The 17,072-nt window shown below is 70.9% G+C and carries 6 protein-coding genes; 3 read left to right on the top strand and 3 right to left on the bottom strand.

The window, feature by feature from the left end; translation table 11 throughout:
- Positions 1-9 precede the first annotated feature (9 nt).
- The 3 genes from G6O54_RS14265 to G6O54_RS14275 form a co-directional block, all read right to left on the bottom strand.
- Complete coding sequence (locus tag G6O54_RS14265) at positions 10-6,519, bottom strand: non-ribosomal peptide synthetase (protein ID WP_165226314.1); 6,510 nt, start codon at positions 6,517-6,519, stop codon at positions 10-12.
- 3 nt (positions 6,520-6,522) lie between these two features.
- Positions 6,523-9,807, bottom strand: coding sequence for a non-ribosomal peptide synthetase (locus tag G6O54_RS14270; protein WP_165226315.1), 3,285 nt, complete (start codon positions 9,805-9,807; stop codon positions 6,523-6,525).
- Between the two features lie 568 nt (positions 9,808-10,375).
- The gene (locus tag G6O54_RS14275; protein ID WP_165226316.1) at positions 10,376-10,666 is read right to left on the bottom strand and encodes a hypothetical protein; all 291 of its coding nucleotides are present in this window, start codon (positions 10,664-10,666) and stop codon (positions 10,376-10,378) included.
- Here G6O54_RS14275 and G6O54_RS14280 point away from each other — a divergent pair.
- From G6O54_RS14280 to G6O54_RS14290, 3 genes are all read left to right on the top strand, one after another.
- The gene (locus G6O54_RS14280) at positions 10,665-10,877 is read left to right on the top strand and encodes a hypothetical protein (protein WP_165226317.1); all 213 of its coding nucleotides are present in this window, start codon (positions 10,665-10,667) and stop codon (positions 10,875-10,877) included. The two genes, G6O54_RS14275 and G6O54_RS14280, sit on opposite strands and share 2 nt — an antisense overlap.
- A gap of 82 nt (positions 10,878-10,959) precedes the next feature.
- The gene (locus tag G6O54_RS14285) at positions 10,960-12,621 is read left to right on the top strand and encodes a hypothetical protein (RefSeq protein WP_165226318.1); all 1,662 of its coding nucleotides are present in this window, start codon (positions 10,960-10,962) and stop codon (positions 12,619-12,621) included.
- Positions 12,622-12,799: 178 nt separating this feature from the next.
- Positions 12,800-17,062: a beta strand repeat-containing protein gene (locus G6O54_RS14290; RefSeq protein WP_165226319.1), complete on the top strand. Its 4,263-nt coding sequence runs from the start codon at positions 12,800-12,802 to the stop codon at positions 17,060-17,062.
- The last annotated feature ends 10 nt before the right edge of the window (positions 17,063-17,072 follow it).

Here is a 17,072-nt window from a genome sequence, read left to right on the forward strand (position 1 = left end):
AGAGGCCATTCAGGGATGAGCGACGCGGCCCCGGATCTCCTCGACGAGGCCGCGAGCGAGAGCGTCGGCGCCGGGCGGCACCAGGAAGCTCGCATGGTCGCCGGGGATCGTGTGCACGGTCACGGACCGGGCCAGACGGTCCCAGCCCAGGGACGAATCTCGGAAGGCCGGCTGGCCCGCGCGGAACAGGACCACGTCTCCCCCATAGGGTTGAGGGACATACCGCGAGGCCGCCAGCAGGTTGGCGGCGAGGACCCTCCAGAGGCCGGCAGTGCGGTCCGGCCTCATCTCCTCGCGATAGACCGCATCGAGTCCAAACGCCCGCAACGCCTCTTGCCGCTGCTCGGCCGGATCCATGCCCGAGAGCCGATCCACCATGCCACGCGCCAAGGGGCCGGAAACGCCGAGGTAGGAAAGGAGGAACGCCACCCGTCGAGTCGGATCGTCGACCCCCGCATCATCGAGATCGAGGGCATCCCGGAAGAGAGGGAGCTTCTCGGCTCGTCGCGCCAGCCGCAAGAGCGAGTCTCCGACGGCCGGCGGCCCGGTCGGGGCCGTCGCGTCCAACATCGCCAGCAGGGCGACCCGCTCGCCTTCGGCGTTCAGCCGACGCGCCATCTCGAGCGCGACCGTCCCCCCGAGCGAGTATCCGCCGAGCAGGTACGGCCCGGCCGGCTGGACCTCCCTCATCGCCGCCAGATAGGACCCGGCCAGCTCCTCGATGGTGCCTAGGGGAGTCTTGCCGCCCGAAAGTCCCCGCGCCCGGAAGGCCTCGAGGCCCACGTCCGGGCCGAGCCGTCGGGCCAGCTCCAGGAAGCAATAGGCGATACCCCCGGCGGGATGGACGCAGAAGAACCTGTTCGCGGCCTTGCCCGCGTGCATCGGGACGATCGGCGATCCCGGCCGCTCCGGCGCCGGGTCGCGGATCGCCTCGGCCAGCCCGGCCACCGTGGGGGCGACGAAGAGCGCGGAGAGCGGCACCTCCCGGCCCAGCTCCGCCTCGACCCGGCTGAGCATCCGGATGGCCAGCAGCGAGTGGCCGCCGAGGTCGAAGAAGCCGGCGTGCACGCCGATCGGGCGGACGCCCAGCAGCTCCTCCCAGATCGCGGCCAGCTTCGCCTCGATCTCGTCGCGAGGGGCGACCAGCTCGCCCTCCCCGGGCCCGGTCGTCGCGACCGGGCTGGCCTTCAGGGCCTTCCGGTCCACCTTGCCGGTGGCGGTCCTGGGCAAGGCTTCGACCACGGCGAATCGCGCCGGGATCATGTACCGCGGCAGCCGTTCTCGGAGGAAGGCCGCAAGCGTCTCCGGTGTCGGCTCCGCGCCCTCGGCCGGGACGACATAGGCGTCCAGCCGGCTCCCGCCGCTCGCCTCGGATGCGGCCAGTACCGCCGCGTCGCGAACCTCCGGATGCTGGCGGATCGCGGCCTCGACCTCGCCCGGCTCGACCCGGAAGCCGTGCAGCTTCACCTGGAAATCGCGGCGGCCGACGAAGGCGAGCCGTCCGTCGGCTCGCCAGCGGACGATGTCCCCGGTCCGGAATAGCCGGGCACCGGGACGGACCGCGAACGGGTCCGGGACGAACCGCGCGGCGGTCTCCGCGGGGCGGCCGAGATAGCCGCGGGCGACCCCCGCGCCGCCGAGGTAGAGCTCTCCGGGGATCCCGACGGGCATCGGCCGCATCGCCTCGTCGAGCACGTAGACGGTGGCGTTCCGGATCGGCGAGCCGATCGGCAGGTCTCCCTCGGCCGCGTCGGCGGGCGTCTCGCGAGCCGGCTCGAACGACGTGGCGATCACCGTCGCCTCGGTCGGACCGTAGGTGTTGATCCAGCGGAGGCCCTCACCCGCGAGCTTGCTCCACGCCCGGTGGACGGCGGGAAGGGCACGCTCGCCCCCCACGATCACGAGCCGCAGCCCCGCGCCGGGGGGACGACCGCGGCGCGACAGCCAGTCGGTCCACGAGTGCCAGTACGCCGTCGGCAGGTCGAGGACCGTGATCTCTCGCGCCGCAATCCAGTCCGTGAACGCCCGCGGATCGAGCATCGCGTCCCCGTCCCGCAGGACGACGCAGCCCCCGGTTATCCAGGTCGGGAAGATCTCCTCCACGGCGATGTCGAAGTGGAGCGGAGAGAACTGGAGCATCCGATCGGCCGACGTCAGGTCGAACAGGTCGATGGCGGCCGTCGCATGGTTGACCACCGACCGGTGCGAGACCACCACCCCGCGCGGGATCCCCGTCGATCCCGACGTGAACAGGACGTAGGCAGCGTCGTCCGGGTGACCGGAATCGTCCAGGTCGTGCTCGGGCTGAGCCGCGAGGTTTTCGGCCTCGGCGTCCAGGTCGATCACGGGCCGAGGCGCAATCCCGCCGTTCCCCTTATCAGCCGCGTCCCTGCCATCGAGAGAGGCGGCCAAATCCGGTCCCCTCCCCCCCGTGTGGGGGAGGGTTAGGGAGAGGGGGCGACCACCGATGCGGTCGGAAGGGGCATCAACCTGAGTACGAGCGATTCGATCATCGAACGTTCCCGCGATCAACGGCTCGTCCACGGCGCCCCCTCTCCCTAACCCTCCCCCACGGAGGGGGGAGGGGATGAGAGGGCTCGCCTCGTGGAGGGAGTCTTGCTGTGCATCAGCAGGCTTCGCCGAACCACCGACCAGCAGCGCCCGCGCCCCCGAATCCTCGAGCATCCGCGCCAGCCTCACGGGAGACTCGTCCGGGTCGATCGGCAGGAACGCCGCGCCGGCCTTGAGCACGCCGAGCAGCGACACGATCGCGCCGATCGATCGGTCCGCACGGACGGCCACCACGTCCTCGCGGCCGATGCCCCTCGATCGCAGGAGGCGGGCCAGGCGGTTCGCCCGCGCGTTCAGCTCGCGATGGGTCAGCCGATCCGGGCCGGCCTCGACCGCCGGAAGATCGGGGTATCGCTCCGCGGCCCGCTCGACCAGGCGATGGAGCCGTTGGACATCGGGCGGCGGCGCGGCGGTGTCGTTCCAGCGGTCCAGGACGAGGGACCGCTCGGCGTCGTCCGCGAGGGGGAGAGCGGAGATCCGCGCGCCCGGGTCGGCCACCGCCTCCTCGAGCAGGGTGCGGAAATGGCCGATCATCCGCTCGATCGTCGAGCCGTCGAACAGGTCGGTGCTATACTCGAACGAGCCGGATAGGCCGTCGCCATCCTCCGCCATCGCCAGCGTCAAATCGAACTTGGCGGAGCCCGTCCCCTCGTGGATCTCGAGGCCGCCGAGGGTCAGCTCCTGGCGCGAGGCGTCCGGCATCCGGTTGTTCTGGAGGACGAACATGACGTCGAAGAGGGGCGTGCGGCTCGGGTCGCGCGGGGGCTTGATGGCCTCCACCAGCCGGTCGAAGGGCAGCTCCTGGTGGTCGAAGGCGGCGATCGAGGCGTCCCGGACGCGGCGGACGAGATCGCGGAAGCTCGGGTCATCCGAAAGGCCCGTCCGGATCACGATCATGTTCACGAAGTAACCGACCAGGTCCTCGATCTCCGGTCGGTTGCGATTGGCCACGGGGACGCCCACCGCGATGTCGTCCTGGCCGGAGTACGCCGAGAGGAGTGCCTGGAAGCCGGCGAGGAGGACCATGAAGGGGGTGGCCTCTTCCCCGTTCGCGAGCGTCCTCAGCCCGGCGGTGAGTGCCGGCGAGAGCTCGAAGAAGCGGATGTCCCCGCGCGTGCCCCGGACGGCGGGCCGCGGCCGGTCGGTCGGGAGCTGGAGCGGAGGGACGCCCTCGAGCTGGCCCTTCCAGTACGAGACCAGCCGGTCGAGCCTGGCGCCGGCCAGCTCGGAGCGCTGCCAGGCCGCGTAATCGGCGTACTGGATCGCCGGGGAGGCCAGCGGGGATTCGCGGCCCTCGGTAAACGCCGCGTAGAGCGTCGCCAGCTCCTTCGCGGCCACGCCCATCGACCAGCCGTCGGTGATGATGTGGTGCATCGTCAGCAGCAGCGCGTGGTCGTCGTCGCCGAGCCGCAGGAGCCGGGCGCGGAAGAGCGGGCCGGCGGCCAGGTCGAACGGCGTGCGGCCTTCCTCGGCCGCCAGCCGTCGGGCCTCCTCATCGCGCGAGCCCGGGGCCAGCCCCTGGAGGTCCTCCAGCTCGAGCGGGAGGTCGCACGCCGGCTCGATGACCTGCACCGGGCGGCCGTCGATCTCCGGGAACCTGGTGCGGAGCGATTCGTGCCGCGCGGCGATCTCGCGGAGGCTCCGGCGGAGCGCGGCGACGTCGAGCGGTCCGCGGATCGTGACCGCGGCGGTGACGTTGAACGTCGGCGTGCCCGGCGCCAGGCGATCGAGGAACCAGAGGGCCTGCTGCGAGTACGAGAGGGGCAGCTCGGCGTCGCGTGCGACCGGCAGGATCTCCGCCCGACTGCCGGCATGGCCGGCGGACGGCAGCGCCTCGATCCGCGCGGCGAGGCCGCGGACGGTGGGGGCCTCGAAGAGGGCCCGCAGGGGGATCTCAAGCCCGGTCGCCCGGCGGAGCCGCGCCATCGCCTGGGCGGCCAGCAGCGAATGGCCGCCGCGGAGGAAGAAGTTGTCCGTGGCGCCGATCGGCGGCCCCCCCAGGACCTCGCCCCAGACCGCGGCGACCTGCTCCTCGAGGGCCGAGCCGGGGGCGACGTACTCGGCCGGCTCGGCCAGGGATCCGGCCGCCTCCGGCGACGGCAGGGCGGCGGTGTCAAGCTTGCCGTTGGTGGTGAGCGGCAGCCGCTCCAGCGGGATGAAGACGGCCGGGACCATGTAGTCGGGGAGCGACTCGAGCAGCCGGGTGCGGAGGGCATCCGCCGCCGGCGGCGCGCCCCTGGGCACGACGTAGGCCAGGATCCGGACGTCCCCCCGCGGATCCGGCGCGGCGACCACGGCCGCGTCGTGGAGCTCCGGCTGCCGCGCCAGGGCGGCCTCGATCTCGCCGAGCTCGATCCGGAATCCCCGGACCTTCACCTGGCGATCCGAGCGGCCCAGGTAGTCGAGCGAGCCGTCCCGCCGCCGCCTGGCGAGGTCGCCGCTGCGGTAGAGCCTGGAACCGGGCGTGCCCGAGAACGGGTCGGGGAGAAACCGCTCGGCGGTCAGCCCCCGGCGGCCCAGGTAGCCCCGCGCCACCCCCTCGCCGCCGACGAAGATCTCCCCCACCGCGCCGGGCGGGACCGGCTCGAGGTTCCCGTCCAGGACGTGGACCCGCAGGTCCGGGATCGGCTCGCCGATCGGGCTGCTCCCCGCGTGCGCCTCCAGGTCGGCCCGGGTGATCGGGCGATAGGTGACGTGGACGGTCGTCTCGGTGATCCCGTACATGTTCACAAGCTTCGGCGTGGCGTCGCCGTGGCGGTCGAGCCAGGGGCCCAGGGACTGGAGCTCGAGGGCCTCGCCGCCGAAGACGACGTACCGGAGCGCCAGCCCGTCGCCCCCCGCGGCCTCGTCGGCCCGTATGAGCTGGCGGAAGGCCGATGGGGTCTGATTCAGGACCGTCACCCCCTCGTCCCGGAGCAGGTCGCGGAAGGCCTCCGGCGACCGGCTCACCCAGTACGGCACGACCACGAGCGTCCCGCCGTGCAGCAGCGCGCCCCAGATCTCCCAGACCGAGAAGTCGAAGGCGAACGAGTGGAAGAGCGTCCAGACGTCCGACCCGCCGAAGCCGAACCAGTGCCTCGTGGCCGAGAAGAGCCGGTCCACGTTCGCGTGCGTGACCGGCACGCCCTTGGGGGTGCCGGTGGAGCCGGAGGTGTAGATCACATAGGCGAGCCGGTCCGCCGAGTCGTCGTCGTCGAAAGGACCGTCGCCGGAGTCGATTGCCCCGGGCAGGGAGCATCGCGCCGAATCGATTCCCCCCTTACCAAGGGGGGATACAGGGGGGTGGATTCGATCGCCATGGCCGGAACGATCGACCCCCTCCGACTCCCCCTTCGTAAGGGGGAGAGCCGGACCGGCGTGACCGGGGCGTGGACGTTGTTCCATTCGCGCCGAAACCGCGGTTGCCGGGAGATCCAGGCCGCCGCCGGTTGATTCGGTCGACGCCGCATCCTCCGCGACCAGCGGGACGATCGTGCCGTCGAAGTCGGCGAACCGCCCGCGCAGGTCGTCCTGGACCAGGAGGACGCTCGCCCCGGAATCACGGAGGACGAAGCCCAGCCTCTGGGCCGGATAGACGGGGTCGAGCGGCAGGTACGCACCGCCGGCCTTGAGGATCGCGAGCAGGCCGACGACCAGCTCGAGCGACCGTTCCGCGGCCAGGCCGACCAGCGACTCGATGCCCACGCCGGCCGCGCGGAGCCGCCGGGCCAGCAGGCCCGCGCGGCGGTCGAGCTCCGCATAGGTCAGCGTCCGCCCCTCGAACGAGACCGCGACCGCCCGCGGGTGGGAGCGGGCGACCTCCTCGAAGCGGCGATGCAGGAGCCGGGTCGGCGCGGCCGCGGGCTTCGCGCCGGACTTCAGGAGTGCGGCCAGGCGGGCGCGGCGGAGCTCGGCTGCGGTGCGGTCGCCGGCCGGGGCCTCCGGCTGGACGCGATCAGGACTGCGCATGGATCACGGCTCGAGTCGCTTGAGGAGGGCCTCGACTTCGTCGTCCGTGAGCGCATCGAGGTCGATGGCGGGGGGGGCCGGCGGCTCCAGGATCGCGCGGCGATCCGCGTCCGAGAGGATCGGCAGCGCGGCGATCGGCCGATCGGGATCGGCGCCGATGGCCTCCAGCAGGACCCTCAGGCTGCCGAGGATCTGTTCGGCAGTCTCCGCGTCGAACAGGTCGCGGCTGTACTGGAGCTCCAGGTTCAGGCCGCGGTCCGTCTCCGCGGCGAAGAGGGCGAGATCGAACTTGGCCGTCCCGTTCGGGGACTCCCTGGGAGTCATGGTCAGGCTCGTCGATTCGAAGGCGGGCAGGGGGGCGTCCTGGAGCGCGAACAGGACCTGGAAGATCGGCGACCGTGACGGATCCCGATCGGGCTCGATCGCCGCCACGACCCGGTCGAACGGCACGTCCTGGTGGGCATATGCGCCGAGCGCCTCCTGCCGGACCCGGCGCAGGACCTCGGGGAAGCTCGGGCTCCCCTCGAGCCGGGCTCGGATCGCCAGGGTGTTCACGAACAGGCCGATGAGCGGCTCGAGCTCGGACCGCGTGCGGCCCGCGATCGGCGTCCCCACGGCGAAGTCGTCCCGGTTCGCGTACCGGCCCAGCAGGACCTGGAAGGCCGCCATCAGCGTCATGTAGAGGGTCGCATGCTCCCGGCGTCCGATGGCCTTGAGCTCGCCCAGGAGGCCCGCCGGCAGGTCGACGCTCAGCGAGCCGCCGCGGCCCGAGGGGAGCGCCGGCCGCGGATGGTCCGTCGGCAAGTCCAGCCGCGGCACGCCCGCGAGCCGTTCGCCCCAGAAACGCAACTGCACATCCATCGCCCCGGCGCTCAGCCAATCGTCCTGCCAGGCGGCGTAGTCGGCGTACTGGATGACCGGGGCGGCGAGCGGCGACGGACGGCCCTCGGAGAAGGCCGCATACAATAGGCACGCCTCGCGGACGATCACGCCCATCGACCAGCCGTCGGCCACGATGTGGTGGATGGTGATCAGCAGGACGTGCTCGCGATCTTTCGTCCGCACGAGCGCGGCGCGGAGGAGCGGGCCGCGGACCAGGTCGAACGGGTGGGCCGCCTCCGCGTCGACCAGCCGGGCGAGCTCCTCGGCCCGTAGGTCCTCGGGCAGCGGCCGGAGGTCGACCACGGGGAGCTCGACGCGTGCGGTCGCCGCGATCGCCTGCCGCGGCTCGCCGCCGATCTCCGGGAAGGTCGTGCGGAGGACCTCGTGACGGCCCACGATCGCCTCGAGGGCCTCGCGGAGGACCTCGGCGTCGAGCTCGCCCTCGAGCGTCACGCCCACCGGCATGTTGTAGGCCGGGCTCGACGGATCGAGCTGATGGAGGAACCAGAGTCGCCGCTGGGCGAACGTGGCCGGCGCGTCGCCGTCACGGGGCCTCGGCACGATGGGGGGGCTTGCCGGGCCGTTCCCCTCACGGACACGTTGCTCGACCCGTCGGGCCAGGCCGGCCACGGTCGGGTCGTCCAGGAGGTCGTGGACCGAGAGCTCCACCTCGAAGAGGTCGCGGACGCGGGCCAGGGCCTGGGTGGCCAGCAGCGAGTGGCCGCCGGCCTCGAAGAAGTTGTCCTCGGCGCCGATCCGGTCGACGGACAGCACCTCGCGCCAGATCTCGGCGACGGCCTCCTCGACCGGGCTCCGAAGCGGGGACGAGCCGGCCTGACGGCCTTCGAGCCGCTCGCCGGGCTGCGGGAGCGCCTTGCGGTCGACCTTGCCGTTGGGGGTCAGCGGCAGGCTGTCCATCGAGACGAACGCCGACGGGACCATGTAATCCGGCAGCGAGAGCAGCAGGTGCGCGCGGAGGGCCGCGGCGTCGAGCCCCCAGCCCTCGGTCGGGACGATGTAAGCGACCAGGCGCTGAATCCCTCCCGCGGCGGCGACGGCGGAGAGGACGGCCTGGCGAATCATCGGGTGCCGTTCCAGGCGGGATTCGATCTCGCCAAGCTCGATCCGGTGGCCGCGGATCTTCACCTGGTGGTCGAGCCGACCCAGGCATTCGAGCGAGTCGTCCCCCTTGCCCCGGACGTTGTCCCCGGTCCGGTACATCCGCGCGCCGGGGGTCGCGCTGAAGGGATCGGGCAGGAACCGCTCGGCCGTCAGGCCGGGGCGATTGAGGTAGCCGCGAGCGAGCCCCTCGCCGCCGATGAACAGCTCGCCCGGCACGCCCGGCGGCAGCGGCTCGAACCGCGCATCCAGGGCGTGGAGCTGTGTCCGGCGTATGGGACCGCCGATGGTGATCGCCGAGTCCCCCCGCTCCACCTTGGCCGCGGACGACCAGATCGTCGTCTCGGTCGGGCCGTAGAGGTTCCAGAGCGACTCCCCCTTCTCGAGCAGCCGGTCGGCGAGCTCGCGCGACAGGGCCTCGCCGCCGCAGAGCATGGCCAGCCTCGGCGAGCCCTCCCAGCCGGCGTCCAGGAGCATCCGCCAGGTCGAGGGCGTGGCCTGGAGGAACGTGTAGTCGCCCCGGTCGATCTCCTTCGCGAGCGCCAGGCCGTCGGCCGCGACCTCCCGGCCCGCCAGGGTGACCCGGGCTCCCTGGATGAGCGGCAGGAAGATCTCGAGCGCGGCGATGTCGAACGAGAGCGTGGTGACGGCGAGCAGGTGGTCCTCCGCCGTCATCCGGAAGGTCCCGCGCATCGCCGTCAGGAAGTTCGTGAGCGACCGATGGGTGATCTCGACGCCCTTGGGGATCCCCGTCGAGCCGGAGGTGTAGATCACGTACGCACGCGAGTCGGGCGCCGGCGTCGGCCCCCTCTCGGGCGGTGCCGCAGGTTCGGCCCGGTCGATCTCGGACAGCAGCCGGACCCGAACGCCGTCCAGCGGGACCAGATCACGCAGGGGTTGCTCGGTCACCACCGTTCGCATGGCCGAGTCGCGGACCATGTGCGCCAGCCGGTCGGCGGGGAAGTCCGGGTCGAGCGGGACATACGCGCCGCCGGCCTTGAGGATGCCGAGCAGACCGACGACCATGTCCACCGACCGCGTCGCCAGCAGGCCAACCAGGGACTCGGGGCCGACGCCGTCGCCGCGCAGGAGTGTCGCCAGCCGGTCCGCCCGTTCGTTCAACTCGGCGTAGGTAAGCTCGCGATCGCCGCAGATGACCGCCGGGTTGTCCGGCGTCCGCCTCGCCTGGAGCTCGAACAGCCGGGTGACGGGAAGCTCGAGGTTGGCCCCCTGGAGCTTCTTCCCCAGGAGCCTTCGTTTCTCTTCCACGGAAGGACTGGTCGTCATCTCGGCGTCGAAACTCCGGAGTCCAGACGGATCGAATCGGCCTCGCGCCCGACCCTTCGCCCGCGTCCGCGGTGCTGAGATCGGGCGAGGCAACAGCCACCCGCCGCCCCTGTCGCTTCACGGATCTGAGGAGGAGATCCCCAACCCGATCATCCGAAGGACTTCTTGTCAACCGATGGCGCGGGCGCACGGGTAGGCGTGAATACCACCTGACTATATTGCCCTTTTGTCGCATCTTCAAGAACCCAGCGAGTCTTCCTGATCGGAAGTCCCTGCGTGAACGGGGTCTTGCGACAGGCGGATTCTCCGTCTTCGAGCCCGCGTCAGGTCGCCACGTCGGGTCATTTCAGTCAACGGAGTCCAGCAGGGATATCGGGTGGCCGTGGTGAAACACCACGGGACAGGACCGGCCCGGTGAGGAATCGTTCCCCCCTTACGAAGGGGGGATTCAGGGGGGTGAATTCGACCGTCATGGCCTGGACAATACACCCCCTCCGACTCCCGCGTGGTAAGGGAGAGAGCCCGATTCCGCCTCGTCCCGAGCCCTCCACTTCGGCCGGACGATGCCTCAGGCCCGCTCGGCGAGCTTGCGATCGATCGACTCGAGGAGCTCGACCATGCGCTCGGTCTTTTGCTCCATGGTCGCCATGTGCTGGCGAGCGAATTTCATCTGCTCGTGTGCCTTCGCCACGTCCGCGCGATTTCTTCGCATGACCACGAAGAAAAGCGCCATGATGATCACGCCCGGGGCAAGAATCAGGGCGAGCGTCAGCCAGGAGGAGGAATTGCCCCCCGCTCCATCCTGTCCGAAGGCCGTCGCGGGCAGGAGGAGGATCGTCAGAGCCATCAGGCTCGTCATGCTCACGACCTTCATCGCGGACACCTCAGAATTGCTGGCCCACGGCCTTGCAGGCAAGACAGCGCGGGCGAGTGAACACGTCGAAGCTGGCCGCATCGTGCCACCACAGCGTGGCACCGTCCGGCCTCTCGGCGCAGAGATCATTGTCATCGAGCTGGCCCACGAAAACCACCTTGGGACCACATTCGAAAGCGATTTCCGACTTTGGTGAAACTGGCCCGGCCGAATTCGGGATTGTACTGAGTAAAGGCCGCGCCCATCGAGCGCGCGGCCCACAACTTGGAGACACTCCCATGGCCACCGCCGCCCAGATCCAAGCCAACCGGAACAACGCGAAGAAGAGCAGCGGACCGAGGACAGAGGCGGGCAAGGCGGCTTCCAGAATGAACGCCCTCAAGCACGGCAACCGCTCCAAGCAGCTCGCCATGCCGGTGCTCCCCCAGGAGGACCCGAAGGAGCTCGACCGCCGCGTCCGCGAGTATGTCCAGGCCGGCAAGGCGGGCAACGCCATCGAGCGCGACCTGCTGACTCGCGCCGCCCGGCTCTCGTTCATGCTCGAGCGGTCCGACCGCGCCGAGGCCGCCTACCTGGCCAGGCTCGCCCGCGCGGCCCTCAAGGCGGAGGCGAACGAACCCAGCGAGGAGCGGGAGCGGCGGGTCGAGCACCTCGCGCGGGACCTCTTCCTCGAGGCCGCCCCCGGCTGCCACCGCAACTCGGACATCTTCCGCGACGTCCCGGCCGCCTTCCTGGCCGGGCTCGAGGAGATGCACGAGGGCCGCGCCTGGCTGATCCGCCAGTGGCTGACCCAGATCAACCTGCTCTGCGGCCGCGACCAGTTCGGCTGGGGCGACTTCTACCGCTACGTCCGGCTCCTGGGCAAGCTCCAGACCGAGGCCAACGTCGACCTGGAGCTGAACGCCGTGATCGCCGCCTTCGACGCGTTCCTCGGCGGCGGCAAGGGGCAGGCGTTCTACGAGTACTACTGCCGCCGGACGCGGATCTACGACAAGTTCTACGAGGGCCATCGCTCCTGGCGGGTGCTCGGCGAGCCGCCGGCGAGCTCTGACGCGGCCCAGGACTTTTTGATCGACCTGGCGGAGCGGAAGCTGGCGCGGCTGGAGGCGATGGAGGCCGCCGCGACCGACGACGACGTCGACGCCGACGAGCTGGCCGACGCGGCCGCGTTCGACGCCGGCCCGGAGCTGGACCGGCACCGGCGGACCTCCACGGCGCGAGGGCGGGAGCTGCTCCGGATCCTGGACGCGGTCGTCCGTCTCAAGAAGTGCCCGGGCATGAGCCATGATGAGGCCGTCGAGGAATCGGAGGAGCCGACCGAGGCAAGGACGACGATCAAACCCAATCCGGAGAGGTCAGAAGTCCGGGTGGCTGTGGTGGAGACGCAGGCGACACCACGGGATCGGCCTGGCACCGAGACGGCCTGCGCGGGCGGCGAAGGCTCGCCGGCCGTGGGGTCGCTGCGCTCCTCCACATCCACCCACTTGTCCGCCCGCAGCACAGGAGAGGAGACAGTGGGGAGCGAAGGCGTGCCGGCCGTGGGGTCGCTGCGCTCCTCCAGAGCCACCCCGATGCCGGTCCCGGGGGCCGAAGGGGAGGGCGAAGGCCCGCCGGCCGTGGGGTCGCTTCACGCCTCCGAGGCCATCCCCTTGCCTGCGGCGGACGAGAAATCTGGTCCTGGCGTTGCGAGCGGATGGAACGCAAGCCCTGATTGTGAAGAGGGCTGCGACGAATCCAGTGAGACCGTCGAGGCGCGAACGAACCCGATTCCGGGCGTGGCAGAAGGTGCGGTGCGGAGGCCGTCCGGCGAGGAGGCCGAGGTCAGGGCGAGCGCGGCCAATGACCCGGATGTTCCCGGATCTCCCTCCGAGCCGGCTGAAGACAACATCGACGGAGGGAATGTCGCCGCTGGTGCACGAAGACGTGGGAATCTGTCCTAGGGTTCTCCCGACCGACCCGGAAGATGAGCTAGACTGCCCGCCCTGTCGGCGGCCGGGAATCGAGGGATGCCGCGGAGGCCCCGCACGGCGATGGTTCGCCGGACCGGGCGCCGCGGGAGCGATCCTCCACCAGGGTCTAGCTCGAGAGGGACTTCGACCCATCAGGGGGAATTCGACGATGTCGTACCGTGCTCGCAGCCAGTCACTCCACGACTCGCGACCTGCGTCCGCTCGCGACCTCTCGCGCACCCGGCGAGGGCGGGCGGCCCTGAGGGCCTGGCGCCTCCAGCCGCTGGAATCGCGCCAGCTCCTCTCGACGGTCACCGCGGTTGACGACGCCTACAACACCGACGCGAAGACGAACCTGGTCGTGGCCGCGCCCGGGGTCCGTGCCAACGACTCGACCTCGGACGGCGGCGTCTTCTCGGCGGCCCTGGTGAAGGGGCCGGCCCATGGCTCGGTCGTCCTCAATCCGGACGGCTCGTTCGAGTACGCACCGAAGGGGGGTTACACGGGCCTCGACACGTTCACGTACGTCGCGGTCGAAGGGCTGACGAGCTCGGCCGCGGCCACGGTCGTCATCTCCGTGAATGCCAAGACCCAGGTGGTCAGCAACACCAACGATTCCGGCCCGGGCTCGCTCCGGCAGGCCCTCGCCGTCGCCGCGGCCTCGAACACGGCGGCGCCCGACGTCATCAAGTTCGCGATCCCAGGCACAGGGCCGTTCGTGATCCGGCCGCTGACCCCCTTGCCGGCGATCTCGCACCCGACCGTGATCGACGGCACGACCCAGCCCGGCTCTCAGCCCAACAGCCTGGCGGCGGGCGAGAACGCCGTGATCCTGGTCCAGATCGACGGCTCGTTGCTCCCCGCCGGGTCGCCCGGCCTGGTCATCAGCGCGGGGGGGAGCACCGTCAAGGGGCTCTCGATCACGGCCTTCGCCAGCCCGATCGACATCCACGACGGCGGAGGGAACACCATCCAGGGGAACTTCCTGGGCCTCGATCCGAGCGGCGCGGCTGCGCTCAATTCCGGGCCGATGATCGTCTCCGGAGCGGGGGGGAACCTCATCGGCGGGCCGAAGCCCGCTCAGCGGAACGTCATCGACGGCTCGGGGAGCTATGAGGTCACCATCGCCGGGGCCGGCAACGTCTTCCAGGGGAACTTCGTCGGGACCGACCTTTCCGGGAGCCAGCGGCTGACGCTCGCCGGCGGCGTGCTCGTCGCGGGGGCCTCGAACACGACCGTCGGCGGATTGAAGCCGGATTCGGGCAATGTCCTCACCGGCCTGACCATCGGGACCTCGAGCAGCCCCGGCGCCACGACCGGGACGCTCGTCCAGGGGAACTCGATCGGCGCCGACGCGGCCGGATGGAGCGGCTTCTCGGGTGGAACCAGCCTGGTCATCTTCGCCGGCTCGGGGACCGTGATCGGCGGGACCCGGGCCACGGCCGGGAACGTGATCCGCGACATCCTCGTGGAGCCGGGCGGGGCCGGGACGTCCATCCAGGGGAACGCGATCGGGGTGGACGCGACCGGCCTCCATTCCCTGGGGGCGACCGGCAGCGGCATCACCCTGGACTACGCCGTGAACGTCACGATCGGCGGGACCAGCAAGAACTCCGGCAACGTCATCTCCGGCAATGCCCACGGCTATGGGATCGTCGGCTACTTCTTCGGGGCCTCGTCGATCGTGGTCCAGGGGAACGTCATCGGCGCCGATTCGGCGGGCGTCACGGCCGTGCCGAACGGGATGGGCGGCATCCGACTGGGCGGGGTCGGGAACGTGATCGGCGGGACCGACAAGAATGCCGGCAACGTGATCTCCGGCAACGGCGGCCCGGGCCTGATCTTCGATTACGGCAGCTCTTCGGCCCTGGTCCAGGGGAACCTCATCGGCACCGACGCCACCGGGTCCTACCCGCTCGGCAATGCCGGCGACGGCATCTCGGTGCAGGGGCTCGGCTCGAACGACAACACGCTCGGCGGGACCGCGAAGGGGGCCGGGAACGTCATCGCGTTCAACGGCGGATCGGGCGTGGGGATCCTCTCGAGCTCCGGCGCCGTCCGCAACGCGATCCTGTCGAACTCGATCTACGGCAACGCGGGGCTCGGGATCGACCTGGGCGACGACGGTCTGACCCCGAACACGCCCGGCGGGCCGCACGACGGGCCCAACAACCTCCAGAACACGCCGGTCCTCCGGGTCGCGGCCTCGCGGAACAACCAGACGATCGTCAAGGGGACGCTGAATGCCGCGGCGAACGCGGCGTTCACGATCCAGGTCTTCGCCAACGCGTCCGCCGACCCGTCCGGATCCGGCCCCGGCCAGACGCTGCTCGGCACGATCGCCGTCCAGACCGACTCCTCGGGCAACGCGAGATTCCAGGGCTCGTTCAAGACGCAGCCGGGGACGGTCGTCTCCGCGACCGCGACCGACGCGGCCGGCAACACCTCGGAGCTCTCCGCCGCGGCCGCGATCGTGCCGATGTCGGGCAAGCTGCTGGCCCAGGACGACGCCTACCGGATCGACCAGGACAATGCCCTAATGATCGCCGGTCCCGGCGTGCAGGCGAACGACCTTTCGTTCGACGGCAGCGGCTTCACGTCGACGATCGTGACCGGCCCCGCCCACGGGGCGATCACCCTGGGCGGCGACGGGTCGTTCGTCTACGTCCCGGCCGCGGGCTATGTCGGCACCGACCACTTCACCTACGCGGACAGGCTCGGCAACGCCTCGGCCCTGGCGACGGTCACGATCACGGTCGCCGCCAAGACGTTCACCGTGACGAACACCAACGACGACGGGCCGGGCTCGCTCCGCCAGGCGATCCTGGACGCCAACCTCGCCACCACGGCCAGCCCGGACACGATCCGGTTCGCGATCGAGGGGGACGGCCCGTTCGTGATCATGCCCCTGTCGCCGCTCCCCGCGATCACCCACGCGACGATCCTGGACGGCTACTCCCAGCCGGGCGCCCAGGCCGCGACCGCGGACCCCGGGAGCACGGCCGTCATCCTGGTCCAGCTCAACGGCCTGGCGCAGATGAACGGCGGCGACGGCCTGGTGGTGACCTCGCCCGGCGTCGTCATCCGGGGGCTTTCCTTCGACGGGTTCGCCACGGCGATCCACCTGGCGGGAGCCGGCGGCGACGTCGTCGAGGGGAACTTCATCGGCACCGACATCACCGGGACCGGCCCGGGCTTCGGCAACAACCTGGGGATCTACGCCGAGAGCCCGAACAACACCATCGGCGGGACGGCGGCCGGCGCGGGCAACGTCGTCTCCGGGAACTGGGACGTGGGAATCCTCCTCGACGGGCCGGCGGCCGTCGGGAACGCGATCGTGGGTAACAAGGTCGGCACGGACAGCACCGGCAGCTACGCGATCTGGAACTGGTCGGACGGCCTGGCGCTCCGGAGCGGGGCGAGCAACAACACCATCGGCGGGGCCGCGGCGGGCGCCGGCAACCTGATCTCGGGGAATGCCGGCTACGGGATCACGTTCGCGGCCGGGTGTGCGTTCAACACGGTGCAGGGGAATCGGATCGGGACCGACGCAACGGGCTTTTCCGCGATCGGCAACATGAGCGGCGGCATCGACGACGACGGCGGCAACAACACCATCGGCGGGGCCGTGGCGGGCGCCGGCAACGTGATCTCCGGCAACTGGGGCGACGGCCTGATCGTCGAGTTCGCGTCCCGCGACCTGATCCAGGGCAACCTCATCGGCACCGACGCGGCCGGTAATGCAACCCTGGGCAACTGGGGCGGCGGCGTCACGATCCGCAATTACTCCTCCCGGAACACGATCGGCGGCACCGCCGCCGGCGAGGGGAACATCATCGCCGGCAACTGGGGCAACGGGGTGACGATCGGGAGCTTCGCTGGCGACCTCTGCTACCGCAACGCCGTCCTCGGCAACTCCATCTACGGCAATTTCGGCCTGGGCATCGACCTGGGCGGCGACGGGGTCAGCCCGAACCTGCCGGGCGGGCCCTATGACGGCCCCAACCACCTCCAGAACACGCCGGTGGTGGAGTCCGCGATCACGACCGGGACGGCGATCGCGCTGGCCGGCACGTTCTCCGGGCCGCCGTCCACGACCCTGACGATCCAGTTCTACGCCAACGACGCGGCCGACCCGAGCGGCCACGGGCAAGGGCAGACCTACCTGGGATCGGTCACGGTCACCACCGATGCCGACGGCAACGCGAGCTTCGCCGTCACGCTCGACGCGGCCGTGCCCGCGGGGGCCTTCGTCTCCGCCACGGCGACTGATGCAAACGGGAACACGTCCGAATTCGGCGAGGATGTGGCGGTCGCCGACGCGTTCGCCGATCCGGGCGTGACCGGGGCGAGCCTCGACGAATCGGCGTTGGCCGAGCTGGCGCTCGACCTGGCGCTGCTGGCGCAGCGGAAGGCCGGGACGGGGTCATGATGCCAGGGCA

The sequence above is a fragment of the Aquisphaera insulae genome, assembly GCF_011064615.1.
Taxonomy (GTDB): Bacteria; Planctomycetota; Planctomycetia; order Isosphaerales; family Isosphaeraceae; genus Aquisphaera; species Aquisphaera insulae.